This is a genomic window from Scytonema sp. UIC 10036 (assembly GCF_009725235.1).
In genome coordinates this window covers 1-25,581 of sequence record NZ_WJFC01000058.1, presented here as the reverse complement: position 1 = coordinate 25,581, position 25,581 = coordinate 1, and the positions used below count along the sequence as shown (strand labels likewise).

At 41.9% G+C, this 25,581-nt stretch carries 17 protein-coding genes, 4 pseudogenes and 1 CRISPR repeat array (1 of these 22 only partly in view); of the genes and pseudogenes, 4 read left to right on the top strand and 17 right to left on the bottom strand.

The window, feature by feature from the left end; all coding sequences use genetic code 11:
• Positions 1 to 1,166: direct repeats of the CRISPR family, unit length 36 nt; unit sequence GTTTCCAATCTATTAGTTTCCCTAGCGAGTAGGGAC (it extends 359 nt beyond the left edge of the window).
• 184 nt (positions 1,167 to 1,350) lie between these two features.
• From cas2 to csx18, 3 genes are read right to left on the bottom strand one after another with little or no spacing between them, the layout of a single operon-like run.
• Positions 1,351 to 1,629 (bottom strand): CRISPR-associated endonuclease Cas2, encoded by a 279-nt coding sequence (gene cas2 / locus F7734_RS25680; RefSeq protein WP_155747474.1) that lies wholly within the window; start codon positions 1,627 to 1,629, stop codon positions 1,351 to 1,353.
• A 4-nt stretch (positions 1,630 to 1,633) separates the two neighbouring features.
• On the bottom strand, positions 1,634 to 2,623 hold the full coding sequence (gene cas1, locus F7734_RS25675) for a CRISPR-associated endonuclease Cas1 (protein WP_155747473.1): 990 nt from the start codon (positions 2,621 to 2,623) through the stop codon (positions 1,634 to 1,636).
• A 21-nt stretch (positions 2,624 to 2,644) separates the two neighbouring features.
• Positions 2,645 to 2,929: a CRISPR-associated protein Csx18 gene (gene csx18, locus F7734_RS25670; protein WP_155747472.1), complete on the bottom strand. Its 285-nt coding sequence runs from the start codon at positions 2,927 to 2,929 to the stop codon at positions 2,645 to 2,647.
• 262 nt (positions 2,930 to 3,191) lie between these two features.
• On the opposite strand from csx18, the gene F7734_RS25665 reads away from it, so the two are divergent.
• The gene (locus F7734_RS25665; protein WP_155747471.1) at positions 3,192 to 4,373 is read left to right on the top strand and encodes a WYL domain-containing protein; all 1,182 of its coding nucleotides are present in this window, start codon (positions 3,192 to 3,194) and stop codon (positions 4,371 to 4,373) included.
• A 148-nt stretch (positions 4,374 to 4,521) separates the two neighbouring features.
• Here F7734_RS25665 and F7734_RS25660 read toward each other — a convergent pair whose 3' ends face one another.
• Positions 4,522 to 5,517 carry an aldo/keto reductase gene (locus tag F7734_RS25660; RefSeq protein ID WP_155747470.1) on the bottom strand — a complete coding sequence of 332 codons (996 nt, stop codon included), beginning with the start codon at positions 5,515 to 5,517 and terminating at the stop codon, positions 4,522 to 4,524.
• A gap of 142 nt (positions 5,518 to 5,659) precedes the next feature.
• Positions 5,660 to 6,262, bottom strand: coding sequence for a TetR family transcriptional regulator (locus F7734_RS25655; protein ID WP_155747469.1), 603 nt, complete (start codon positions 6,260 to 6,262; stop codon positions 5,660 to 5,662).
• Between the two features lie 320 nt (positions 6,263 to 6,582).
• Between F7734_RS25655 and F7734_RS66260 the strand changes: the two genes are divergently transcribed.
• Together F7734_RS66260 and F7734_RS25645 are read left to right on the top strand one after the other, a co-directional pair.
• Complete coding sequence (locus F7734_RS66260; RefSeq protein WP_347566284.1) at positions 6,583 to 7,005, top strand: histidine kinase dimerization/phospho-acceptor domain-containing protein; 423 nt, start codon at positions 6,583 to 6,585, stop codon at positions 7,003 to 7,005.
• A 74-nt stretch (positions 7,006 to 7,079) separates the two neighbouring features.
• Positions 7,080 to 7,556, top strand: a pseudogene (locus tag F7734_RS25645) (response regulator); the annotation flags it as partial.
• Between the two features lie 80 nt (positions 7,557 to 7,636).
• Here F7734_RS25645 and F7734_RS25640 read toward each other — a convergent pair.
• Both F7734_RS25640 and F7734_RS25635 read right to left on the bottom strand, forming a co-directional pair.
• The gene (locus F7734_RS25640) at positions 7,637 to 9,343 is read right to left on the bottom strand and encodes a hypothetical protein (protein WP_155747467.1); all 1,707 of its coding nucleotides are present in this window, start codon (positions 9,341 to 9,343) and stop codon (positions 7,637 to 7,639) included.
• A gap of 113 nt (positions 9,344 to 9,456) precedes the next feature.
• Positions 9,457 to 10,022: pseudogene (locus F7734_RS25635) on the bottom strand (IS607 family transposase).
• 109 nt (positions 10,023 to 10,131) lie between these two features.
• Here F7734_RS25635 and F7734_RS25630 point away from each other — a divergent pair.
• Positions 10,132 to 11,958: pseudogene (locus F7734_RS25630) on the top strand (PAS domain-containing protein); the annotation flags it as partial.
• Positions 11,959 to 12,011: 53 nt separating this feature from the next.
• Here the strand turns inward: F7734_RS25630 and F7734_RS25625 are convergent.
• From F7734_RS25625 to radC, 10 genes and pseudogenes are all read right to left on the bottom strand, one after another.
• Positions 12,012 to 14,711 (bottom strand): PAS domain-containing protein, encoded by a 2,700-nt coding sequence (locus tag F7734_RS25625; RefSeq protein WP_155747465.1) that lies wholly within the window; start codon positions 14,709 to 14,711, stop codon positions 12,012 to 12,014.
• A 125-nt stretch (positions 14,712 to 14,836) separates the two neighbouring features.
• Positions 14,837 to 16,459, bottom strand: coding sequence for a DUF1565 domain-containing protein (locus F7734_RS25620; protein ID WP_155747464.1), 1,623 nt, complete (start codon positions 16,457 to 16,459; stop codon positions 14,837 to 14,839).
• A gap of 109 nt (positions 16,460 to 16,568) precedes the next feature.
• Positions 16,569 to 19,274: an MHYT domain-containing protein gene (locus F7734_RS25615; protein ID WP_155747499.1), complete on the bottom strand. Its 2,706-nt coding sequence runs from the start codon at positions 19,272 to 19,274 to the stop codon at positions 16,569 to 16,571.
• A 277-nt stretch (positions 19,275 to 19,551) separates the two neighbouring features.
• On the bottom strand, positions 19,552 to 20,196 hold the full coding sequence (locus F7734_RS25610) for an OmpA family protein (protein WP_155747463.1): 645 nt from the start codon (positions 20,194 to 20,196) through the stop codon (positions 19,552 to 19,554).
• A gap of 252 nt (positions 20,197 to 20,448) precedes the next feature.
• Positions 20,449 to 21,231: an ion transporter gene (locus tag F7734_RS25605; RefSeq protein ID WP_155747462.1), complete on the bottom strand. Its 783-nt coding sequence runs from the start codon at positions 21,229 to 21,231 to the stop codon at positions 20,449 to 20,451.
• Between the two features lie 284 nt (positions 21,232 to 21,515).
• A pseudogene (locus tag F7734_RS25600) lies at positions 21,516 to 22,181 on the bottom strand (PhoD-like phosphatase N-terminal domain-containing protein); the annotation flags it as partial.
• 279 nt (positions 22,182 to 22,460) lie between these two features.
• Positions 22,461 to 22,799 carry a hypothetical protein gene (locus tag F7734_RS25595; RefSeq protein WP_155747460.1) on the bottom strand — a complete coding sequence of 113 codons (339 nt, stop codon included), beginning with the start codon at positions 22,797 to 22,799 and terminating at the stop codon, positions 22,461 to 22,463.
• 59 nt (positions 22,800 to 22,858) lie between these two features.
• The gene (locus F7734_RS25590) at positions 22,859 to 23,107 is read right to left on the bottom strand and encodes a hypothetical protein (protein WP_155747459.1); all 249 of its coding nucleotides are present in this window, start codon (positions 23,105 to 23,107) and stop codon (positions 22,859 to 22,861) included.
• A 151-nt stretch (positions 23,108 to 23,258) separates the two neighbouring features.
• The gene (locus tag F7734_RS25585; protein WP_155747458.1) at positions 23,259 to 24,617 is read right to left on the bottom strand and encodes a TrpB-like pyridoxal phosphate-dependent enzyme; all 1,359 of its coding nucleotides are present in this window, start codon (positions 24,615 to 24,617) and stop codon (positions 23,259 to 23,261) included.
• Between the two features lie 63 nt (positions 24,618 to 24,680).
• Complete coding sequence (radC, locus tag F7734_RS25580) at positions 24,681 to 25,418, bottom strand: DNA repair protein RadC (protein WP_155747457.1); 738 nt, start codon at positions 25,416 to 25,418, stop codon at positions 24,681 to 24,683.
• Between the last annotated feature and the right edge of the window lie 163 nt (positions 25,419 to 25,581).

The window sequence follows — 25,581 nt, the reverse complement described above, 5'->3', positions numbered from 1 at the left end:
CATGATTGTTTGTGTCTCTGTTTCCAATCTATTAGTTTCCCTAGCGAGTAGGGACAATGAATTGATAAAGCTCGCAATGATAAACCATTGCGTTTCCAATCTATTAGTTTCCCTAGCGAGTAGGGACCTTGAGATATGCAGTCAACCATGAGGTGTAGCTGTAGGTTTCCAATCTATTAGTTTCCCTAGCGAGTAGGGACCATTTGGCTTGTCCTCCCTTCTATGAATCAGTATATATATAGTCGTTTCCAATCTATTAGTTTCCCTAGCGAGTAGGGACTCGCCCCCTTGATTTGCTGTTGGGTCAATCCCGAATAGTTTCCAATCTATTAGTTTCCCTAGCGAGTAGGGACCATCTGTGGTGACTTATCAATTGGTTAAAGTCATTCCCGTTTCCAATCTATTAGTTTCCCTAGCGAGTAGGGACTTTTTCTTTGCCGAACCAAGCGGGGTCGCGATCGCTGCTTGTTTCCAATCTATTAGTTTCCCTAGCGAGTAGGGACTTAATGAATGGCTTTGAAGAAGTCTTGGCAGATTTTGGTGAGTTTCCAATCTATTAGTTTCCCTAGCGAGTAGGGACGAAAACGTCGCCTCTTTCACAACTCGATGGTAGTCGTGTTTCCAATCTATTAGTTTCCCTAGCGAGTAGGGACTCCGGTTAATCGCTGCATAGCTATCAATTATTTGCTGGTTTCCAATCTATTAGTTTCCCTAGCGAGTAGGGACTGTGAGTGAGTAGGGAGCAAAGATTTCCCTCTTCGTCTGGTTTCCAATCTATTAGTTTCCCTAGCGAGTAGGGACTTTAACAATGGATGAAGCAGAAGCCGAGGTTGAAAGGTTTCCAATCTATTAGTTTCCCTAGCGAGTAGGGACGTGAGGGCTGCATTATTTAATCTGGCTCGTTCGGCTTCCGTTTCCAATCTATTAGTTTCCCTAGCGAGTAGGGACCCAGTGGGAAGGAGATGGAAACTCACGATCTCCTCACGTTTCCAATCTATTAGTTTCCCTAGCGAGTAGGGACAACGCCGAGATATATGGCGTCAACGAGGACATCAGCGAGTTTCCAATCTATTAGTTTCCCTAGCGAGTAGGGACTTTTAATCAACGCATTGAAAAGATGCTATGAGGAAGTTTCCAATCTATTAGTTTCCCTAGCGAGTAGGGACCCCTCTAGTTTAGACCCTTACCCCGTAAGGAGTCCAGAGGCAGTTTGCGAGGGGGTCAGAAAATGAGACGAGAAAAGGGAAAAAAGTCATCATAAAAATCGCTGAAACGCTTACAGGACAAGGCGGCGAGGGGGTCAACGAAAGAATCAGTATTTCAGACTTTTCCCGACCCGCTCGCTGCTAATTAGACGATTATCGAACCAGGTAGCTCTGTGACAGGGGGACCAACGCCCCAAGTTTCCACTTGTCCCCAAGTATGCTGAGACAAAGGATAAAACCGCACGCTGTCTTCTGCAAGTTTTACCTTTTTCTTGAACCTTTGACAAAGTTCTTTATACTTACTTGGAGGCAATTGGCACTCAAAAACCGAGTACTGTACCCGTTTGCCATATCCTTCTAGCAAATCTGATACCTTTTTGCGCCGTTTGTCGCAAGGAATATCATAAGCTACCACGTATAACATGAACTCAACGAATTAAGTAAGGCTGGTATGTATGACTGGGATTGTATACAAACTGCTTGTAAGCTTTAACTTGCTGAGTTAGCAAATCCCATTTGGGTTGTTTTTCTTCAGAGTCTGTTTGCACTTCCTCCTCCATACGCTGTAAAAATGCCTTGAGATACTTTCGCCGTCCAGAATCGTTTAAGTAACAACCCCCATCTCGGTATTCAAAATCTTGTGCATTTACAGCTTTAGTATTAACTAACCACAAAACCAAGGAATCCACAATAGGAGCGCGAAACTCCTCAATCAAATCCGAGGTAAGAGCAGCATGACGTTCCGAACCTTGGTGTAGGCAAGCATAATAGGGATCGAGTCCTTGTATTTCTATCATTGCTAGTAGGTGATTCCACAGCACTTGATAGCCAAAACTTAACATAGCATTGACAGGGTTTCCTGGTGGACGGCGACTGCGCCCGGTAAAGACGAATTCTGAATTGGTCAAACATTCTCCAAAAGCAGAAAAATATTGTACCGCACCCGAACCTTCAAAGCCCATTAGCCGTTCCCAACTATCAGCTTCTGCAGCTTGCGAAACCAAGTAATCTAGGCTTTGCAATGCTCCTTCCAACACTTCCGACTCAAGCCGTTTTCTCTGTCGTCGCAATAGCACGCGACTATTTTTCAATTTTGCTTGTACGATCGCCCTAGCGGTGACTAACTTTTCCACAGGTGACAGCTGCTGTTGATAACGGCACAATTGCCGATAACCCCGCTCGATTGGTAAGATACGTCCGTAACAAAATCCCATGCGCGAAAGATAAACAATGGGAATATCTCGCCAAAGACAAGCACGAATTGCTTGGGTACTCACTTGCGATTTACCAAAAATCAGAACTTGTTCCAAGAGTGGTAACTGCACTTCAGCACAAATCGTTTCTTTCTGCTTGACGATTAACATTTCTTGCTGTAAAGAAACATAGCAATTCTGCTGGGAAACATATAGCGTCCTCATAAGTTAAGTTAAGAGCGAGTCTTAACCTCTCCACCACCTACTCAAAGATGATTGACGACGACGATGAGAATTTTCTCGTCTTGAATCTGAAGATAGTACTTCGACTTGACGTTGTGGTTCCAACCAAGCAATCACTCGGTCAGCAACGCTAGACACAGCAAAAGTCGTCAAAGTCACCAATAGTGTATTAATAATGACTGCTGCTAATCCCAAGGGGGCAATCAGCAAGATAATAAGAGTAATGCCACCCGTAAAAACAGAAACTAAAGTGTTGCGTATGGTAGAAACACGCGGAGAAATGTACATAAAGATTAACGATCGCTCGTTTTTTTGACATAGGGGTGTATAATATGCAGCGCTGCATATCATCAAGATATTCGCTCGACCCAAAAAAAGCACGAAAAAGAGAATAATTCACCATTTCTTCACAAAGCACGAAACCCTTGCCAATCCTGGAATAGATTGATACAACATTTGGGTAAGTCATATTTTTTGTAAATTGTCCTAAATCGAGCTTCGTCATTTGTCATTTGTCATTTGTCATTTGTCATTGGTCACTGTTATTAATATGCGTAAAAAAGATACCTCTCACCCTTACAAAGATCCCTTAAGCTTTGAGCGACTTATGTTGCTGATTGCAACTTTACTAAAGTATCCAGGAATCGGTTGTCCTGATGGCATGGAGGACTTACCTAAAAACCAACATCATAATGCTCTCACGCAAGTGCAGTTAGGATTGCGTGAATTAGCAAACGTTTTTGGAATCCAATTACCAGCCAATTATCCTTCTACACCAACATTACGCAAAGACTTAGAAACTCTTCGACACTATGGCATTCTAGATCGAAGGATGTACAGGTGGGGATACTATTTAGGTACAGGCGTCATGTCCCAAGAAGAACTGAAAGTTGCGATCGATGCTATAGCATCCCAAGCCAAATATCAAGGAGATTCCCAAGTCAGACGCATTCACGAGACTCTTAGCAAAAGGTTGAGAGGATTGGATTTGCAACTCAACGGAGAATTTTTTTACCCTATCAGACAATATCTCAATCGTGCCATAGTCCATACAGACCCTGAAGAAATGGCAGAAAAAGGAAACAACCAAGATACTCTGTTCCACAAATTACCAATCCTGGAACAAGCCATCATTCAAGGACAACCCGTTGAAATCTCCCGCAGTCAAGATCTTTATGGTACTGGTCGTGTCGGACCCATACAAGTTTTACCATTACAGTTGATTTATTACGATATCGCTTGGTATTTACTTTACGAATATTGCGATAGCGGACATTTGGCGATTGGACGAATGAATCGATTCAAGAACTACTGCAAAGTTTTAAATGATTCGGGTCGAGGTACAGAAGCACAAAGATATAGCTTAGGGAAAGCATACGAACTATTAGAAAATGGTTGGGGACTCAATTTAGGAGAACCAAACGACCAACAGTTAGAGTTACAAGGTAAGTTAGAGTATGTCACGGTAAAAGTGCGTTTCTTTCATCCGCTCGTTGCGTTTATCCAAGAAGGAGAACTCCGCCATCCCAATCAAGAAATTATTTCTAGCCCTCTAGATGAAGTAACGGGTAAGGTTAATTTTGTGGACTATATTATAGCGCTACCACCACGCTCTTTAAATGAGTTTTTGTTTTGGGTTTATCGTTACATGGATAAGGCTCAAGTGCTTGCTCCTCCTTCTCTTGTGCAGAAACATCACGAAGCTGCTAACAATTTAGTGGCAAGGTTTTAAAATGCCAGGACTTACCTCAGTATTCTTTGAAGGTCGAACAAGGGACGGTCAAGCTGGAATTGTTCTGAAGTCTCATGAATTACGTCAAGCCATTGAAAGACCTGCAATAAAAAAGATGTTAGATTTTGAGCCACCAACTCTTATGGATTCATCGATTAACTGTGTCCATAATTGCTTCTGGGTAGCGCGTTCCTCTTGTGGCTCCAATCGGCGCAGCATCTTCAATTCGCCGCAAATCATCATCACTCAATTCGATTGCGATCGCGCCAAGATTCTCTTCAAGTCGCTCGCGCCGTTTTGTTCCGGGAATCGGTACAATATCTTCGCCTTGTGCAAGCAGCCATGCAAGAGCAAGTTGTGCGGGTGTACAGTTTTTCTCAGTTGCAATCTCTTTAATTTTTGCCACAAGTTGTAAATTTCGTTCAAAATTCTCACCTTGATACCGTGGTAAGTGACGGCGGAAATCATCAGGTGCAAAGTCTTCAGGTTTTTGAATTGTTCCAGTCAAAAAGCCACGTCCGAGGGGCGAATAAGCCACTAATCCAATTCCTAGTTCCTGGCAAACAGGCAACACATCTGTTTCTGGTTCCCGCGTCCAAAGACTGTATTCAGTTTGCAACATTGCAATTGGATGAACCTTTACCGCACGACGCAAAGTGTCTGCACCTGCTTCTGAGAGTCCGGCATATCGGATTTTGCCTTCTTGGATCAGTTCTGCGATCGCACCAATGGTGTCTTCAATGGGCACATTCGAATCGACTCTGGCTGGATAGTACAAATCGATATAATCTACTCCCAGACGTTGCAGACTATATGCTAAAAAATTACGCACTGCAACAGGGCGGTTATCATAACCAATGAAATTGCCATCCCAGTTTCGCAAAGCGCCAAATTTCACGGCAATAAAAACTCGATCGCGTGGAATTTCTTTGATTGCTTGGCGAATCAGATCTTCATTATGCCCGACTCCGTAGAAGTCCCCTGTGTCAAGAAAGTTCACCCCAAGTTCGATCGCATGACGAATCGTCGCGATGCTTTCGGTGTCGTTCGCTTGCTTTCCACCGTAAAAATCCGACATACCCATACAGCCCAAACCCAATGCTGATACTTGAGCATCAGATTTTCCGAGTTGGCGATATTTCATGAGTTTTGATTCCTTTGCATATAGTTTTCTTACAAATTACAAAATTTGTCATTTGTTATTAAGGTTATGAGTGTATTGTATCACAAGGGATAAAGACTTAACAAATTACAAATTTTGAAAAATGTCACAAAGCTTGTTATAGTTAGATTTTTTCTGCCGTTAGGGATACGGTTAGTAATTTGACGACTGCGATCGCCTGTTCTTCGAGTGGCTCATGAGCGGATTCTCGAATCATTAGGGGATGGTGAAATTTGAGGGTAGCAGCACTTACTGCCGCAGTTGCCAGGGAGAGATCGCCAATCTGGAATTCTCCACTTTCGACGCCACGGGTTAAAATTCCTTGAAGGATGGAAGATAAAACTTGCAAGTGATGCTCCGCCACCGTGGGATCGGCTTCCAGAATGGCGAGATAAGCATCAAAAAGTTCTGGCTCAGCGGCAAGTTTGTCCCGTTTGAGTCGATAAAGTCCCAATACGTAGGCTTGCAGGCACTCCCCAGCAGAATTCGATTTTTGAGTTATCTCTAGCAGAGCTTGTTCGATACCGCTAAACCAGCGCCCCACGACAGCATCCATCACATCCGCTTTGGTTTTGAAGAAGCGGTAAACGTTGGCATGGGACATTTTACAAGCACGAGCAATTTCACTAACTGTAGTGCGGGAGTAGCCGTACCGCCGGAGATGAGCTTCAGCTGTTGCCAAAATGAGTTCTTGTGTCTCTTGAGCAGTTCGTTCTGTTTGCGCCATCCCAGTTATCAATTGCTACTAAATCATTAACACATTTTGACACTTGTAGACGCGTTAGACGAGCGTTAGCTGTTGGATGAAGAAGTTAATACTGACGTTGCGATCGCGATGGAGGTAAGAATTCAGTCATTCTAGATTAGACAGACAAAAACCCAATCATTGCAGCTCGCATCAAAACATACTTATAACTGTGAGCAGTTACTTTCAATGGGTTTACGGAAAATTGCGTAATTTGAACTTAAACTAAGTCACTAGTGCATGGACAATAGACTAGAAAGAAATTAAATGTTATTGCCACACGCCAAACAGGAGGATAACTTGTGATTTATGAGGTGAAGACGGCTAAACCGGAAGATTGTCTGGCGGGCGGTGGGGAGATGGGAGCGCTGATGCGATCGCTTGATTGGTCAAAAACCCCCTTGGGTTCGGTCAGTAGTTGGTCAATAGCCTTAGTTGCAAGTCAGATAGCGACAGCGATCGCCAACACCCGTGGTTTGGAAATGGAATGCAAACGGGCTGAAGCGTTAGCAGAACTTGACCGAGTCAAAAGTCAGTTTTTAGATAACATGAGCCACGAACTCCGCACTCCACTTAATGGGATTTTGGGTTATGCTCAAATCCTCAAAAAAGGCAAAACAATAATAGATCATCAAAAGAACGGTTTGAGCATTATTCATCAGTGCGGCGAACACCTCCTCAATCTGATTAATGATTGCCGTTTGCCATGCATCTGCGCCAACTAGCAAAAGGTTTTAAAGGAAAACAAATTCGGGAATTTTAAAAAAAACTTAAGACTTAAAAATATTAAGAGGTTTCAATGAGTTTTAATAATTATGAAAAAGGTGTCATCTTAATTGTCGATGACACCCCTAATAATTTACAAATGTTGTTCTATTTTTTAGAAGATTCTGGGTTTAAAGTTGTGGTGGCAGAAGATGGCGAAAGTGCAATTGAAATGGCAGAATATGCCCCTCCAAACCTGATTTTGTTAGATGTACTTATGCCGGAAATGGACGGTTTTGAAACTTGCCGTCGCTTAAAAACCAATCAAACCACTCAAGATATTCCTGTCATTTTCTTGACGGCAATCACTGATAAGGTAGATAAAGTCAAAGGATTAAAACTTGGAGCAGTAGATTACATCACTAAGTCCTTAGAACATGAAGAAGTTTTAGCTCGCGTCAATATTCACTTGCGGCTGCAAAACCTAACGAAAAGACTTACGGAGCAAAATCAGCTTCTGGAGGTAGAGATTTTTGAGCGCAAGCGGGTAGAAGAAGAACTCCGACGCCAAACAGATGAATTAACCGAGTGGAAAAACCGCTATGAAGCACTCATTCAGGCGAGTGGTCAGATGCTCTACGACTGGAACCGCTAATTTAAATCTAGAGAAATCTGGGTAAATGAAGTTTGCCCACATCTACGAGGTTTTCTAGACCTAGATACAGCAACGGTTACTGTGTCATTTCCCCTTGGGTTTTCACCAAGCTCGAATAGCTCCAATTGAATTGGATTGAGCAAAAGTCCATCCCCACCTACAGAGTAAGTAGGGTGACAATGACTCGTAACCACTCGTGTCCTGTGAGGACGAGCATTAAAATATTGGTGCCGAGGAGTGCCTTTGACACTCTTGGCGACTTTACTCCAATGCGACCAAACGTGCTTTACCTTTTTATCGGTATAGGCGGACTTGGAATGAAGTAAATGATGTTGTTTTGGCAATCGTTCGGAAAATCTTCTACCACGACGAGCAATAACAAATGCTGCTGATGACGCTGAATTCATGCCATACATAGACATGAATTTGAGCATTCCAATCGTGCTGCTAAAAGCCGGATTCACTTTCTTATGATAAATCCCATATTTTGAGCACGCATTATCTAGAGCCTCGTTCCATTGCGTATAACCAAATGATGAAAGCATCCTGGCATATTTTTTCCCTTTCTCCTTGAGTTGCTTCTTCTTTTCCGAAAAATCCAAATTCTCAGATCCAACTGGAAAATTGTATTTTTTAGCTTTGAGTGCAATAAATGTTGCAGCATCTCTCAGGATAGCTTCCCTCCGATCGGAGCTAGTGGAATGTAAATCTAATTTATAATCTCCATATTCTAATAAATTACCTTGGACATCACATACTGCCCAACCAATAGAATCTGCATTTAAGTCAACACCTACATAACCAGACAAATACTCTGATGTAATTTCTGGTAGGTTGACATCCGTTGTGGCGGCAACGTACCAACAATTATCTTTCCAATAGAATCGGAGCGTGACGGCACTATAACCAATTGCCCACTTCTCGGTTCCGTCCTTAGTTTTTACCTTATAGCAACGTTCTGAGATAGATTCAACCAGATTGTGTTTGCCATACTTAAAGTTCAATCCATCAATCCGAATGTAGTCGCCACCCAATCTTTCTTCTAGCGCGTAGGGAGTACGGATAGAAAGCACAAAGTTATCAGTTTTTTCAATGTAATCAAATTGTGCTAATTGATTGCCTGATGACTCGTCCTTGCTGCCAACCAATATAAAGCTGTCATTGTCTGGTAATACATACTTTGGTGATGTGGACTTCAAATGAGCTAATTGTGACTGTAGTAGGTGCAATCGACGCTTCTTTTGATGTAATCCAAATTTCGCGTCTTGGAGTTGCGTTGTTTGACGTTGCCTTGCGTAAATGCTACACGCCTTTTTGATTTTGGTTTTACTGGTTTTAAATCCTTTTTTCTGATTTTTTAAGATATTTTCTTGTTTGGCGAATTCTTTAATTTGCTTAGAACGTTTTTTCATATCCGATTTTATCGATTTAATCTGACCTTCTAAGAATTTGATGTGATTGGCTCTGTTCTTGTTAACATTGGTGACAATTCCTTGAACTTCAGTATATATGGAATTGCTGTATCGCTTGTTGATATTGAATAAGCGTTGTAATTCTTTATTACAATCAAGCTTGCTTTTTCCTACCAAAATCATGGACAGGCAATGATGGCGGGCAGAATCCATTAAATTGGAAATAGTAAATAATTCTCCCCAATGCCAAAAATCTATTTGGTCTGTATAGCTTTTGGTTGATTCTGCCACACTAACATCCAATGCGTGCGCGTCTATAAATCCTATCACAGATATAGAGAGATTTGGCAAGGTCAACACCAGATTTTTTTAAATATCTTGCCAAGATATCTCGTGCAGTTCTCTCATGATTTTGAGGTTTTTCGACTACGGGAGCCATAAAGACGCGCTGAGAAAACTGTGATAATCTCCAATACATCAGTCGCTAAGTCTTGTTCAAAGGTCGTCTCTGTTGGCTGCCAATCGTATCGTCACTTTCGTTCCAAACTGTTCGCATAGTGAAAAGACAAGGTGCTCCCAAATCTTAATAGCCTATCTTTATGAGTAATCACTAATTCTGCTACTAATCCTTGAGTTATCAAGGTAATAACACGTGTCAATCCCTTCTTTTTATAGTTAAGTCCCCGAACCAAATCTTTAATAAGTTCGGCATTGGGATAAAAAGATTGTAGAACTTGACACGCTCCGCTCCAAGTCTTCTTTTTGGTCGTGAGAACGTAACGAATGCATAAAGAATAGTTATTCTAGATTCTTGGTTGGATTGGGCAAGAAACTGTTCAATAGGATATCGCCTATGCCCTCCATCTGTTGTGATCAACTCCAATTTTCCTGAGTTTGTCCAATTATGAGCAGTTTCTACTCTTACCCCTTTGAGTTTTGCGACCTCTCCAATCGCTAAGTATTTTTTCATTTTCTAGAGATTTTACGTTGCTTTCTATAGAATTATCTAACTTTCTCAAGATTTTTGGTTAACTGCCTCAAACCCTCATACTCATGAAGTTACCTATGGAGGCAACTTAGAGCAGATATTAGGCTATACTCTAGAGGAAATGTCAGGAGATTTGAACCACTGGCAAGAGCTCGTTCATCCCCAAGATAAAAACTTATTTAATCGAGAAATTAACCACGTTTTATCCACAAAAAAGCCATTTCATCTAGAATATCGCGTCCTTCGCAAAGATGGTACTTACATCACAGTTGAGGATAAAGGGTACTTTGTTTTAGACAGTGCAGGCAATATTGCTCGCATGGTTGGCTTTATTATTGATATTAGCGATCGCAAACAAGCACAAGAGGAGCGCGAGCAAGCAGAACAGAAAATCCGCGAACAAGCCAAACTGCTTGATATTACGACAGATGCGATTCTCGTGCGAGACTTGAATAACCAAATTCAATTGTTTGACAACCAAATCCGATTTTGGAACAAAGGCGCTGAACGTCTGTACGGATGGAGCGCAACAGAAGCGATAGGTAAGAATGTTAATGAGCTTTTATACAAACGCAAAACTATGACTCAACTTCAAGATATTCAAACAAGTTTAGCTGAGTGTGGCTCATGGCAAGGAGAGTTACGTCAGATCACCAAGGAAGGTCAGGAAATTATCGTCGCAAGCCGTTGGACTTTAGTCTATGATGAAGATGGGCAGCCAGTATCTATTCTTACAGTTAACACTGACATTACCGAGAAAAAACAACTTGAAGTACAGTTTCTCCGAGTTCAGCGCCTAGAAAGTATCGGTACTTTAGCAAGCGGTATTGCTCATGACCTCAACAATACCTTCACACCAATGCTACTGAGCGTTCAACTTTTAGAAAGGAAACTTTTGGATGAACAAAGTCAGCAGTGGCTTTCGATTGTTAAAACAAATATACAACGTGGGGTAAATTTGGTAAAACAGGTCCTGTCATTTGCACGCGGTGTTGACGGTGAGCGTACAACCTTACACGTAGAACAGATTATCTCAGAAGTTGAGCATATTATTAAACAGACATTTCCCAAAAGTATAGAAGTTCGCAGCAATGTAATAGCACAAAACCTTTGGACTATCAAAAGCAATGCAACCCAACTGCACCAACTCCTGATGAATCTTTGCATTAATGCTCGTGATGCTATGCCTAATGGTGGTATCCTCGAAATTTCTGCCAAAAATCTTTGGATTGATGCTCGTTATGCCCGAATGAATATTGAGGCTAAGGAGGGTTTATACGTTGTTATTACAGTATCTGATACAGGATGTGGGATAGAAAGAGAAATTATCGAGCGAATTTTTGAACCATTTTTTACAACAAAAGAAGTCGGCAAAGGCACGGGGCTTGGTCTTTCAACTGTCATAGGCATTGTGAAAAGTCACGGGGGTTTTGTCAACGTTGTTAGTGAGGTCGGAAAGGGAACAGAATTTCAGGTGTACTTGCCTGTAACGCTAACAAATCAAACAGAAAGTTGCTTCACACATAATGATAAATTACCAGTTGGGTTTGAACAGTTGGTTCTTTTTGTTGATGACGAAGATTCAATTTGTGAGGTGACTAAAACTGTGTTGGAAACCTATGGATATCGGGTTTTAATTGCTAAGGATGGAATTGAGGCAGTAAGGCTGTATACACAACATCAGAAAGAAATTAGTGTTGTGTTAATTGATATGATGATGTCGTCAATGGATGGTTCAACTACGATTAGAGTGTTAAAAAAAATTAATCCACAGCTTAAGATTATTGGTATCAGCGGACTTGTGTGGATTTCTCAGATGGCTAAAATTTTTGGGAACAGCATCACAACCTTTTTATCAAAGCCTTACACATCGAATGAATTATTGAAAAAGTTACAGTTTGTTCTCAAAACAAACTAGTACAAATATGAAACTCAACCTACCCAAGTTCATGTCATATGCTTTTCCCATTTTCAATGGGATGATGCCAAATTCACCAGATTGACGATCGCTTGAACTAATCGATCGGGATCTACTGGCTTGGCAATATGGCGTTGAAACCCCACAGCAAGTGCTTGTTGCTGATTTATCTCTCCTGCGTAAGCAGTGAGAGCGATCGCTTTTATCTGATGAATTTGCTTGCTTGGCATTGCTCGGATTTGTCGCATTAGCGTATAGCCATCCATATCCGGCATCCCTATATCACTGACTAATACATCAGGTTGAATCTTTGCTATGACTTGGAGTGCTTCAAGTGCGGAAGCAACTTCTGTGACGATCGCACCACGTTGTTCTAAGATAAAAGCAATCAACTCTCTTGAGTCTGCCTCATCATCAACAACAAGCACCTGCACACCACTTAGAGGTAATGCCTCATCTATGGCGCAAGAGGAATTATCTTCATTTTTTATGCTTTTGTCTTCTAAAAGCGGTAAAGCAACAGTAAAAGTAGCTCCAAGCCCTTCCCCTGGGCTTTCGGCTCGAACAGTACCACCATGTAGTTCGACTAAGTGACGGACAATCGCCAATCCTAACCCCAATCCGCCAAACTTCCTGGTTGTCGTCGCATCTGCCTGACGGAAGTACTCGAACACATAGGGCAGAAAGTCAGGATGAATGCCTTTGCCCGTATCGCTGACTGTAATTTTAGCCTGCCAGTCAATGGACTCTAATCGAATTTCTACCTGTCCGCCCGGTGAAGTGAATTTAACGGCGTTAGTCAGCAAATTCCAAATCACTTGCTGTAATCTAGCTGAATCTCCTAAAACTTGCGTGATTTTTGAGTCAAAGACTGTATCAATTTGAATGGACTTGGCTTGAGCCGCCAATCTTACTGTTTCTATAGCTGCTTCAATCGTCAATGCCAAATTCACGGGTACCATTTCAAGGCTCAGTTTGCCACGTAGGATGCGAGAAACGTCTAATAAATCTTCAATCAGTTGTGCTTGGAGTTTGGCGTTGCGCTCGATAGTTTGTAGCGCCTGAACCGTTTTTGTTGCATCTAACTTACCGCTAAGGAGTAACTGAGACCAACCTAAGATAGGATTGAGGGGAGATCTCAACTCGTGAGATAACACTGCTAAAAACTCATCTTTGATCCGGTTAGCAGTTTCAGCTTCCGCACGGGCAGCTTGCTCTTGCTCGAGCAGCCACTGGCGCTGTTGGTCAAGTTGTTTTTGAGCTTCGATATCTGTTGCTGTGCCAAACCATTTAATAACCTGCCCTTGTTCGTTTTTTAGTGGTACAGCTTGATGCAAATACCAGCGATAAGCTCCATCTGCCCGTCGCATTCGACCTTCAGCTCGATAGTTTGCACCTGCCTGTTGCGCGGCTACCCAATTTTGGCTCAGAGTTGGGACATCATCAGGATGTACAATCGCTTCCCAGCCGAAGGTTTGTGCTTGGGTTAGGGTTAACCCAGTAAAATCTGACCAGCGTTGATTGACATCAATCAGTATTCCATCGCTGTTGGCAGTCCAAACCAGTTGCGGGATCGATTCTGCTAAATAACGATAGCGTTCTTCACTTTGCCGCAGGGTTGCTTCAGTTTGTTTGCGCTCGGTAATATCAAGTGCAGTTCCAATGAAACTAACTGCTCGTCGGGCGACTCCATCTCCCTCGAATTGTACCTGCCCGTTGGCTGAAACCCACCGCTCGCTGCCATCATCCCACGCAATGCGGTAATCAATTTCATAATTACCTGACAGCGCGGGATCGAGCGCTGTTGCGATCGCAGTCGATAAGCGTGTTCTATCATCAGGATGTATCCGTTCCATCACTCTTGGAAGGGGAATTGTGACTGCATCCTTCGGCTCGCCCCAAATCTCGCGCATCCTTTCGTCTAGTTCCACAAGATTTGTGTCGATGTCGTAGCGCCAAGTTCCCAACCGAGCCACTTTAATAGCAAGTTGTATGCGTTCCTCGCTCTCTCGCAAGGCAACTTCTGCTTGTTTGCGATGAGTGATATCTCGGAAGAAAATGTCAAGACCATCTTCATGAGGATAAGCGTCAATTTCAAGCCACAGATTATATCTGGGAGCTTGGTAGAAGTGATGCTCAAAGTGGACGGGAATCTGTTCTACCATTGCCCGTCGATACTGATATTCTAAGTTTGTTCCTACCGATACAGGCCACTCCTCCCAGTAAGTCTTACCAATGACTTCTGTACGAGGTTTGCTGTTAATTCTCTCGGCTTCCGCATTTTGGTAAACGATCCGCCAGTCACGGTTAACCGCTACAAAAGCATCTCTCGTGCTTTCCAAAGTCCGCGTAATTCGCAGATTGGCTTCCCGCAGCGCCCTTAAGTTTGCCTTGGTTTTTTGGTTGGCAAGCCGTAATTGCGTGCAAAGTAACGCGATAAAAAATGACACTAGCGAGAATGCAAACAATTGCACTAAGAGATTTATACTAGTAATGGCAAATGAGTGCATCGGCTCAATAAAGAAGTAGCCGCTGTAAACAACAGACAAGGCGATCGCGAGCAATCCCGGTTTCAAACCCCCATACCAAGCAGTAGCTGCAACAGCAGCAAAAAATAGCGGAAATATAAGAGGATTGAGTTGCGGTAGAAGCAGTTGTGTTAGCAGAAAGGCGACTGTCGCTGCCAGAATCGCAACTCCATAAGGTAGCAATCGAGAGCGCATATAATTTTCTTTACGTACAGTCCCCGTCATGTCACGAATTTACCCCTATTCTACCTGCTAGAAATACTGCCTTTGCAGTTTCTTGCGAACATATCATTTGATAGAAGAACTTTTTTTCAAAACCAGTAAGATTTTATAGTATTGAGTAAAAATCCCTATATTATATAAGGAGAGTTAATCGCCTCTTCTTGACGGACATCCACTAATGCTTGATAAACCATAACTGCCACTTCAGCACGGGTAGCATCTCGGTTGGGATTGAGATGTTTTGGATTGGGAAAGTTAACAACCATTCTTCTTTGCGTAGCAATAACTATCTCTCTCTTTTTAAACTCTGGGATTTTTTCCCAATCAGTATAAACGTTGTTGGCAGTAAAATTATCGGTGCTTAATTCCAATCCATTGACGAGAGAGACAATCACTTGCAATCGTTTCATATTGAGATGGGGACGGAAAGTATTATTGGGAAAAGCTGAGATAAACTGCCCTTCATATGCCTGCTGTATTGCCTTATAAGCCCAAAAACTCCCCGGCACATCTTTAAAGTCTACCGCTTGCCGTTTCGGAGGTGGATTAAATGCTTTTACTACTATTGCAGCATATTGCGATCGCGTCATGGTAGCATCTGGTTTGAAAGTGCGATCGCGAAAACCAACGACTATTTCCAACTTAAATAATTTCTGAATAAACTCCTCCGCCCAATGATTCTTAATATCAATTAATCCTTTGAGCGGAGATGCAAAAGATGTAAAATTAGGTATAGGTGTGGAAACAGGCGTAGAAATGAGTGTAGGTATAGAAGTTTGTGGCAACGCAGGTAAGGCTGGAGGTGCTTGAGGAAGTGCGGGTATGGGTTTTGGTATCTGGGTAAAAACGGATGTTGGTTTAGGAGTCAATGTAGGAGCTTGATTGTAAACTAATTCTACGTATCCCTTGATTTTACCTGGGTCTACTTGATTGCCGACAGCTAATAGTCTGTGAGAACCAGAATTTTGCAAATCGAACTTACCATTGAGGCGCAAAATGTTGCCTCCATAATCATTTGTATTGCCTAAATCTGGTAAGGCGTTAGAAATTACAGTTAGACCATCTTCAGTATTTCTTTCACTGATATTATTTCGCAATACTGGGCGGGCATCACCGGAGACAACAATTCCAGAGCGATTTTCGTAAATATGATTTTCTGTAAGAATGGGAGAAGCGCGATCGCCAATCACCATACCAAAACCAGATTTATATAATATATTACCTATAATATCTCCTTGAGTGTCGCGAAAAATGGAAATGCAATTGGTAGCGTTCTGTGCAAATAAACTACCAGTAATGGTGACATGAGCATTACCAGAGGCAAAAACACCGTCACGGTTACAATTGATGAAAGTACAATTAGAAATGGTACAAGCAATTGATTCAATCCAAACACCAACTCCACGGTTAGCCTGATTTGTGACGGTTATGCCTCGAAGTTCTGTAACATTGGAGGACAAGATGAAGGTAACATTTTGCTTTGCTAAGGTAGGGCTGCGATATTCACCACTCCCTTCAATCAACACATGACTACCTTTATTACTTTCATTTCCTATAATCGTGACAGCAACGGGAACATCAAGCGGAAAGATTTCACCGCTAGCAGCATTGTAATAACCCTCTGCCAATTGAATCTGACTACCCGATGAAGCTCGCTTAAGAGCTTGGGTGATTGTTTTTAACGGTGCTTGTTGGCTACCTGCCGCACTGTCACTGCCTGCTGTTGGATTAACGTACACAGTCTCAGCCATGTTTTCACACTCTAAGAAGCACTGCGGCAATACTACCGCAAAGACTTGAAATATTAGCAGTGGAGGAGATAAATATACATTACAGCAGTTTTGACAGTCTAGAACCATACTATGTGCTTGTAGTTTTAAATACACTCACGGAATTTTGCAATTGCTGCGTCAGGTCTACGGTTTGTTCTAAAGACAAAGATATAATACATGATGAATTAGCCGTGCGTTCTGAAGCTTGAGCAATTTCTTTCATAAGAATAGCTACAGCTTGAGAGGTTCTTGCTTGAGACACTGTTGCTTGAGAAATTAATTGTACTAATTTGTCAATTTGATGAGAGACTTCCACAATCCTTTCTAAGCTTTGTTTGGTGTTTTTCACGAGTTGAACACTTTCAACAACCCGAGTTGTGCCAAATTCTATTGCCCGTACAACTTCATTGGTTTCTGATTGGATGTTTTGAGCTACGATCTCAATTTCTTGGCTGGCTTGAGTGGACTGCACTGCCAGTTTACTGATTTCTTGAGCTACAAACCCAAATCCCTGAGTTTCATCATTAGTACGAGCCGCTTCAATACTCGCATTTATAGACAGTAAGTTCGTTTGCATGGCGATTTGCTCAATCAAGGTGACTGCTTTGGAAATTTGTTGGGATGATTCGCCAAAATGCTTGACTTTTTCTGCTGTTTGTGTAACTACTTGTCGCAAATCTAAGATGCTAGAAACTGTTAGTTCCATTGCTTGTCCCGCAGCTACGGTTATATCTAATGCTGTACGAGCAACTTCTGTGGTTTGGTTAGCGCTTTCTGCTACAGCTTGAATGGATTGATTCATTCGCTCAACTTCATCCAAAGTCCGAATAATTTCTTCGGTTTGTGCGAGTGCTTCATCTGCTAAATTACGAATTGCTTTGGAATTTTCTCCAACAAAGTAAGTGACCTGTAGGGCTGCTTGCTTAACCTGTGTAATTGTGTCTCTCTGGCTTGCAATAATAGTATTGAAAAAATCAGATACAATTCCAATTTCACCAGTTGTAATTTTAGCCCGAACTGTCAGATCTCCTTGAGCGACTTCTTCAACATCATTAATGAATTCTAATAAATTCTGTTGAAGAATTTCTTGACTCAACCTTAATTCTTCTTCCGCCCGCTTGCGTTGAGTTATGTCAGTCTGTATCCCAATGAAATTTATAATTTTTCCTGAAGTATCTCTGACAGGAGAAACTGTCAGTTCATTCCAGAAGGAAGTACCGTCTTTACGGTAATTCTGAACTATAACCCGACATTCATGTCCGAATCTGATGGCTTCGCGTATCTGCTCGATCGCCATTGGATCGGTTTCTGCTCCTTGCAAAAAGCGACAGTTCCGACCAATGATTTCCTGTTGTGAGTAGCCTGTTATGCTTTCAAAAGCAGGATTACAAAAAATGATAGGATTGTCAGGCAAGCGGGGATCGGTAATGACCATAGCATTGCTTGCGTTGGCGATCGCGCGATCGCGCAGTCTCAAAACTTCCTGTTCTTGCTGTAGTTTATGGAGAAGATAGGCTTGTTCTAAAGCGATACCAATTTGAGTTGCTAATTGCTGGAACAAATCAATTTCTCGTTGTTGCCATTTCCGGAATCCAGAACATTGATGACCGCAGATTAAACCCAGTAACTCACGATCGGTAACAATAGGCGCAACTATATTTGATTTAATCTGAAATCCTTCTAAAATCTCTTTGTGACAATCTGTAAAACCTGCTTCGTAAATGTTATCAGTTGCTCGGACTCGACCATTTTTGTACATTTCTATGTACTCTTTTAGGAATGGAGCGTTCACAGTCTGTCCCAAAGTTTTTACCCAATCAGATGTTATTGCTTCGGCAACAATCGTGCCAGTCCAATCGGGATTAAAGCGATAAATAATGACTCGATCCATCATGAGTGCTTGCCGGACTTCACGGACAGAGGTTCTTAAGACGTCGTCAACATTTAGGGATTGCCGAATGCGGAAGGCAATTTTTGTAAAGAGTTGGGAGCGCAAAGCTTCAGCTTCTTGGAGTTGTAAGAGCATCGCTTGTTGAACGATCAGTTTTTGATCTACATGAGAAGTTAAGAGAGTAAAACTAAGAATGACAAGTGTAGCAATATCGATACTTAGCGCCAACCAGTTGAAGGAAATGTTCATGGCTTCGGTTGCAACTGCATTGACAGCCTTTGTTGAGTGAAAAGAAGCAGCAGCCATTCCTGTATAATGCATTCCCGCGATCGCACTTCCCATAACCAGCGCACTCAAAATTCTTGGCAACCGACTGCCTTTGCTAGATCGTCCTCCTAGCTCAGAGACAATCCACAGTGCTACGATTGACGCACCTATTGCGATCGTGACAGAAAGTGCAAACAAAAAAGGATTGTAGTCAATGGTTGCATCCATTTCCATTGCCGCCATTCCAATGTAGTGCATAGCCGCAATACCAATGCCCATCAATACCCCACCAACGAGCAATTGCTGCTTGCTTAACGTTTGACAACTGGTAAGAAAAAGCGCTGTGCCACAAGCAACAATCGCAGGTAACACAGAGATGATAACAGTAGATACGTTATAGACCATTGGTATTGGCAACCTAAAAGCTAGCATGGCAACAAAATGCATCGACCAGATACCAGTACCCATAACAACAGCACCGCCAATTAACCAAGCCAGTGTAGCCTTTGCTTGAGTTGTTTTTACCCGTCTAGCAAGATCCAGAGCAGTGTAAGAAGCAAAAACTGCTATGACAATTGAAAGTAAGACAAGGTGTGGGTTGTAAGTGCTATTAATTGTCACATCTGCCAGAAGCATCACAATGAACCTCAAACGAATAGTTGACTGTTAACTGCTAGCTGTTAACAAAGAAAAAAGTCTGGTAGATGCACAGAAGCCTTTATGCTAGCGATGATAGTAGATGCAAAATGTTCAAACCTTTACTGATGAAATAGTAGAACGATTTTTATACTATATTTTTTAATTTAATTACTTATTTTAGGTTAGGTAAATTAAACTCTATTTCTGCAAAAATGTAAACTTTTTTGCCAGTATTTAAAAAAATCTTTAAGGTAATAATTAGAACCACTATAGATCACACCTGATGGTCGAGCTTTTGAATAACTATTTCAATACGGCGGTTCTTTTGCCTTGCAATGGCGCGCTCGAAACAATCAAATCTCGTATTTGATACAATGGGTTGAGTTTCACCATAACCTTGTGTAGTAACCATAGATACATTTAAGTGATGTTGTTTGCTCAACCACTGCTGTACGGCTACAGCCCTCTGTTCTGAGAGTTGGAGATTGTCCTTGCTACTACCTTTAGAATCAGTATGCCCCAAAATTTGCAACCAACTGCCTGAATACCGATTGTTTATTGCTTGGCTAACTTGATTTAATGCCTTCTCTGCTTTTTCAGCAATGTGATGCTTACCGCACTCAAATAATAGACTGGTTGGTATCGTAATTATAGTTAAGTGCTTATTTGCCTGCACTTGAATTTGTGGCTGCGTAATTTCTGAAAACTTTATCTCTGGATAGACATCACGAGGAAACCTCACAATAGGAACTTGTTGTTGGGGAAATTCTACTGATAATACCTGCACCTTTTGAGCTTGGGATTGTCGAGCGTTGGTAAAACTACCTTCAGAATTTATAGTAGTGGATTGTAGAAAAGTTCCGGCAACAATGCTTGCGGTGATAGACACCAAGCAATGTATGAAACGTGGTGAGTACATTTACCCTGTATATGAGATGAATTATTCATACTTTTTTCAATCTACAATAATTTTACTAGGGAACATCATGCTTCTACCGCAAGCAATATTGTCAAAAAGGTTATTTCCTATACTAAATTTTTTAGGGATGTAAATAAGGTAATACCATTAAGAGGTTATTTATAAAGTAAATCTTAAATCGCCAAATGTATTTTGCTCATTGGGTTGAGGAACGAAACCCAACAATAAGGGTTCAATGTTGGGTTTCGTTCCTCAACCCAACCTACGCAACTTCGTTCCACAACTCTTACAAAATTTAGCATCCACATCGTGGAAACGAAGACCACAACCAGAACAAGTTGTTTCTACCTGATTGGCTGTTTTGAATAATCGCTTAATCAGATCGCCCACTTGCCAAGGAATCAGAGCAACACCAGTCAAAATCATCAATACCGTCAGCAGACGCCCTAATTCAGATACAGGAGTTACATCACCAAACCCGACAGTTGTCATGGTGACAACAGAGAAATAAAAAGCATCCAAAAAAGTTACAAAAACTTTTGGATTTACGGGATGTTCTACTTGATAAATTAAGCCAGAGTATACAAAGATAATAGCAAATAGAGTAAATAGTATACGTGCAAAAATCACGCCATCTTCAGTATCAATACTGAATAAAAACTTTTTATCTATAAACCTAATGAGTCTTAAAATCCGAAACCACCTTAGCAGTCGGATAAAGCGAATATCCACCGTTCCTATAAAAACAGGTAAGATTGCCATTAAGTCAATCAGTGCGTATGGACTAAAAATATACTGAACCTTATTTTCTGCACTCCAAAGACGGAGGAAATATTCTATTACAAAAACGAACAATATGACTGTATCTATTGCATCTAGGTTTAATCGAATAATCTCAGGAATATTATATGTTTCCGCTACAAAAATTCCTGATGACAGTAAAACCAACCCGGCAATAGTAAGATTAACAGCTTTGCCTACTGGCGTTTCCAAATCTTTCAAGTAAAATGCTGTTTTTTCTCTACTCAATAGCATAATGCACGCTAGTTACTCTTAACAAAAGCAATCCTATTGATTGATGAAATTCATGATGTCCAGAACTCCGACTTCTCAAAGAAGTCAAAGTTCTAACGTTTCACAAATGATTTAGGATTGCTATATTATGTTAAACATTTTTAAAGTTTTTGGCTTTCTACTTTACAAAATCCATGAGAAGCCCATCCCTACTCCCTACTCCCTACTCCCTACTCCCTACTTTCAAAGGTTATGCTGGTTGAGCGCCGGGACGACCATTCTCAACCACGAAGGAAGCAAAGGTGTTCTAATGTGGTTGTCTCTTGCTGAAATTGCTCTGGCAAAGAGGCATTACGTACACCACCAGGATTGATACCATACTCGTAAATGTAGTCACCTAAGTGGAAGACTAAATCTAAATCTTCTTGAGCTAGGTTGCGGTAAGCAGAATAGAAGCCATCTTCCCACTTTTGGCAAGTCACAAAGGCAAAATTTAGCTCGCTGAGGAAATCGCCTGGAACTGGTGCAGTACGGGTGCGCCCAATTTGGCTCTCTTCCTTACCTACACGGAATTGATACCAGTACCAGCGATTGGGTTCTAGCCCCATTACCTCAACATGAACGGAGTGGGCAAACTCTGGAATTGCCATTACCGTACCACTGCGGACAACTTGTTGCATCTTTTCATCAGTTGCAACTTGCCACTGCACTGGAACGTTTTGCTTTGGCATTCCACCTCCTTCAATCAAAGGCTCTGGTGCAAGCCGCGTCCATAAAATTACGCTCTTAGGCAATGGATCTCCTGACGCAACACCCAAACTAAATGGATATGTAGAAAATTTGGGTTGAGCATTGACTTTTCTGGGAAACTGATTGGCGATCGCAAACCCGGTTACAGCTCCTGCGCCAATTAAAAACTGCCGCCGTCTCATTGCACTTGATAGCAATTGCTCAACATTAAATCGCTGCATATACTTTTCTCCTCACATCTGTTTCCAGTTGATGCAGTTCCCATGCCGAGCAACTGATAGCAACAACCAGCAGTTTTTCTTCATCTTGCAAAGCTCAATTTAGCTTCACAATATAAAACTATCAACCAAATCTTAAATGCGAGCCAAGCGATCGTTAAAGGCTGTTTAAAAGCCCGACTCCCCACGTTAACCATGATAAATTATTTTTGTCAAGTTTTTTTGCTATAAATTAATATGCAATGGAAACAAAGATACAGCTAATTTAATGTTCTACCACTTTTAATCGTTAGAAGGTTTGCGTAGTATTGGTTTCAAGCTTTTGGCTTTTGCTTCCCAGGCTGCCGTTCTTTCTTGTGCAAGCCTTTCCCTTTCTTCTTGTTTGGCTTTTTCCTTAATTTTCAGGTATTCCTTTATATGATTTGGTAGTTTTTGGTCGAAACCGAAGTAATCTGCATACGCAATTAAATCGGTATCCGATAGTTCACCGTAGAATGCCCGCATTTTGCTTTGAAATTTGGGATTGAGAGCGATTAGCTGACGGCGAAAACTCAGATAACCTTGCCAGTCTCTAGCAATAATCGTGAGTTTCATGGCTTCCAACAATTCTTGTTCAGTCATGTGACACTTTTAAGGAATTTGGGGGAATTAGGACAGTATAAAGCTCTCTAGGGACAAAGTTAAGGCAATGTGACATTAACAGACATTATTATAGGAATCATTACAGGAGCAAAGATAAAGATAACAACCCGCCAGAGAATGTTCTTGTTTAAGTCATACATTTTTGTGTTTTGGTAAAGCGGAGGCAAAAACAAAAGCGCCCAAATGATGAAAGTTGTTGCGATCGCCGGAGTCCCAAAGTTAGCGAGTGCTAACATACCCCAAAAAGTTGCTAAAGCCCAACCAAAGCATCGTAACAATTGATACATATTATTATTCCATAAGCACCTTGCCTATGATGCCCAGTTCCAGAAGAAAGTTCCACAAAAAATTCAAAAACTTGTACCAACTCGTTCCCAGGTAGAACCTGGGAACGAGAGGAACAACAAACGTTCCCTGTTCCCGAATTCAATGAACTACTTACTCAACTACAGGTAATCCGGCTAGCGCCATTGCCACCTCAGAAGCACTATATTCGGTATCAACAAGCTGTCCTGCTTGATAATCGATATAAGCTTGCATATCAAAGTGCCCGTGACCGCAAAGATTGAATAAAATAGTCTTGCTCACTCCAGTTGACTTGCAGCGCAAAGCCTCATCAATGGCTGCTTTGACTGCATGGTTAGCTTCTGGTGCTGGCAAAATTCCTTCTGCGCGTGCAAAAGTTAATCCAGCCGCAAAGCAACCGAGTTGGTATTCAGCACGCGGTTGAACTAATCCCAAATTCACAATATGGCTTACCAGAGGAGCCATACCATGATAGCGTAAGCCTCCAGCATGAATGCCTTCTGGTACAAAACCGCTACCCAAAGTGTGCATCTTGGTGAGTGGAGTCAGGTGGGCGGTATCGCCAAAATCATAAGCGTATTTGCCACGAGTTAATGAGGGACACGCAGCTGGTTCGACAGCAATGACTTGTATATCTCGTTCTCCTCGAAGTTTAGCACCGATAAATGGAAAGGTAATTCCTGCAAAGTTGCTACCGCCACCCGTGCAGCCAATGACAATATCGGGGTAATCTCCTGCCATCTCTAATTGAGTCAGTGCTTCTAGCCCAGTGACAGTTTGATGTAGCAGTACGTGATTGAGAACACTGCCTAAAGCATACTTAGTGTATTCATCAGCAGCAGCGACTTCTACAGCTTCACTGATAGCAATTCCCAGACTACCCGTGCTATTAGGATATTCTGCCAGAATTTTGCGTCCGGCTTCAGTTTCAGGGCTTGGGCTAGCAACGACCCTCGCACCGTAGCTTTCCATTAATGCTCGGCGGTAAGGTTTTTGCTGGTAGCTGACCTTAACCATGTAAACTAAAACTTCTAGATCGAAGAGCGCACCGGCAAAAGCTAAAGACGATCCCCACTGTCCCGCTCCTGTTTCAGTGGTTAGCTTTTTTACTCCAGCTTGTTTATTATAGTAAGCCTGGGGAACTGCAGTGTTTGGTTTGTGGCTTCCAGAAGGACTAACACCTTCATACTTGTAGTAAATTTTCGCGGGTGTATCCAAAGCTTTTTCTAAACGACGAGCACGGTAAAGAGGAGTGGGTCGCCATTGACAATAAATAGAGCGAACTTCATCTGGTATGTCAATCCATCTTTGTTGGCTAACTTCTTGCTCGATCAGTGCCAAGGGAAACAGAGGTAACAAATCGTCTGGTGTAACTGGCTTACCAGTACCAGGATTTAAAACTGGTGGTAAACTTTGTGGCAAGTCAGCCTGGATGTTGTACCAGGCTGTAGGCATTTGGTTTTCACTCAGAACGTACTTAATCGTGTCCATAGGATGAGTTAATATCGGTAAATTAGGACACTTATGATTTTCCAAGAAAAAGGTTAAACTTTCTCAATCTCCCTGCGGGCATTCTTCCCACAAAGTTGTAATTTCCCGCAAACTCTGGTGAGTTCCATCACCTAAAATCAGGTGGTCGAGTAAAGGAATGCCCAATAAGTTTGCCCCAACGAGTAACTGACGGGTTAATTCAATATCGGCTTGACTGGGTTCAAGATTTCCAGATGGATGATTGTGGGCTACGATCAACCGAGTCGCTCCTTGCCTGATCGTCTCTCTAAAAATTTCCCTCGGCGGTGCCAAAGTTTCTGTTGCAGTGCCAATTGTAATGACTTGCGTTCCTAACAAACGGTTTTTCACATCCAACAGAACAACAGCAAACCTCTCCTGATTTTGCCACATTAGGTCTTGGCTGAGGGCTGCAGCAGCCACTGCTGGGCTATCAACGATCGTTTTTTCTCCAGGACGAGATAGAAATGCTCTTTTACCCAATTCAATTGCTGCCACAATGGTTGCTGCTTTCGCAGCTTTTATACCATGGATTTGCATTAACTGTGCGGCGCTGACATCTCGCAAAATCGTTAAAGGCTCATTCTCACGCTGGTGTTTCCCCAGTTCGTTCAAAATGTACTGCCCTAAACCCACAGCAGAAAGTTTTCCGGCTCCTTGACCGGTGCCTAGCAGAATTGCTATCAACTCGGCTGTAGCCAAAACTTTGGGACCGTATGTCAACAATCGCTCACGCGGACGTTCGGTCATGGGCATATCAGCAATTCTAAGGCTATAAGTCATACAAGAGAGCGGGAGATAAGAATGATACATTCACTTCTTCCAAGAAATCCCTTGTAAACTTTGAAACAAATTATTTTTTGACAAAAAATTTAATATTTGCCTGTACCTCGATACAATTTGTCAAAAGTCATTTGTCAAAAGTCAAAAGTCATTTGTCAAAAGT

Excerpts from the sequence above, each read along its gene's own strand:
- F7734_RS25625 (WP_155747465.1), bottom strand. The coding sequence starts at position 14,711 with ATGACGGGGACTGTACGTAAAGAAAATTATATGCGCTCTCGATTGCTA.
- F7734_RS25660 (WP_155747470.1), bottom strand. The coding sequence starts at position 5,517 with ATGAAATATCGCCAACTCGGAAAATCTGATGCTCAAGTATCAGCATTG.
- F7734_RS25615 (WP_155747499.1), bottom strand. The coding sequence starts at position 19,274 with ATGCTTCTGGCAGATGTGACAATTAATAGCACTTACAACCCACACCTT.
- radC (WP_155747457.1), bottom strand. The coding sequence starts at position 25,418 with ATGACTTATAGCCTTAGAATTGCTGATATGCCCATGACCGAACGTCCG.
- F7734_RS25605 (WP_155747462.1), bottom strand. The coding sequence starts at position 21,231 with ATGCTATTGAGTAGAGAAAAAACAGCATTTTACTTGAAAGATTTGGAA.
- F7734_RS25665 (WP_155747471.1), top strand. The coding sequence starts at position 3,192 with ATGCGTAAAAAAGATACCTCTCACCCTTACAAAGATCCCTTAAGCTTT.
- cas2 (WP_155747474.1), bottom strand. The coding sequence starts at position 1,629 with ATGTTATACGTGGTAGCTTATGATATTCCTTGCGACAAACGGCGCAAA.
- F7734_RS25610 (WP_155747463.1), bottom strand. The coding sequence starts at position 20,196 with ATGTACTCACCACGTTTCATACATTGCTTGGTGTCTATCACCGCAAGC.
- cas1 (WP_155747473.1), bottom strand. The coding sequence starts at position 2,623 with ATGAGGACGCTATATGTTTCCCAGCAGAATTGCTATGTTTCTTTACAG.
- csx18 (WP_155747472.1), bottom strand. The coding sequence starts at position 2,929 with ATGTACATTTCTCCGCGTGTTTCTACCATACGCAACACTTTAGTTTCT.
- F7734_RS25620 (WP_155747464.1), bottom strand. The coding sequence starts at position 16,459 with ATGGCTGAGACTGTGTACGTTAATCCAACAGCAGGCAGTGACAGTGCG.
- F7734_RS25585 (WP_155747458.1), bottom strand. The coding sequence starts at position 24,617 with ATGGACACGATTAAGTACGTTCTGAGTGAAAACCAAATGCCTACAGCC.
- F7734_RS25655 (WP_155747469.1), bottom strand. The coding sequence starts at position 6,262 with ATGGCGCAAACAGAACGAACTGCTCAAGAGACACAAGAACTCATTTTG.
- F7734_RS25590 (WP_155747459.1), bottom strand. The coding sequence starts at position 23,107 with ATGTATCAATTGTTACGATGCTTTGGTTGGGCTTTAGCAACTTTTTGG.
- F7734_RS25595 (WP_155747460.1), bottom strand. The coding sequence starts at position 22,799 with ATGACTGAACAAGAATTGTTGGAAGCCATGAAACTCACGATTATTGCT.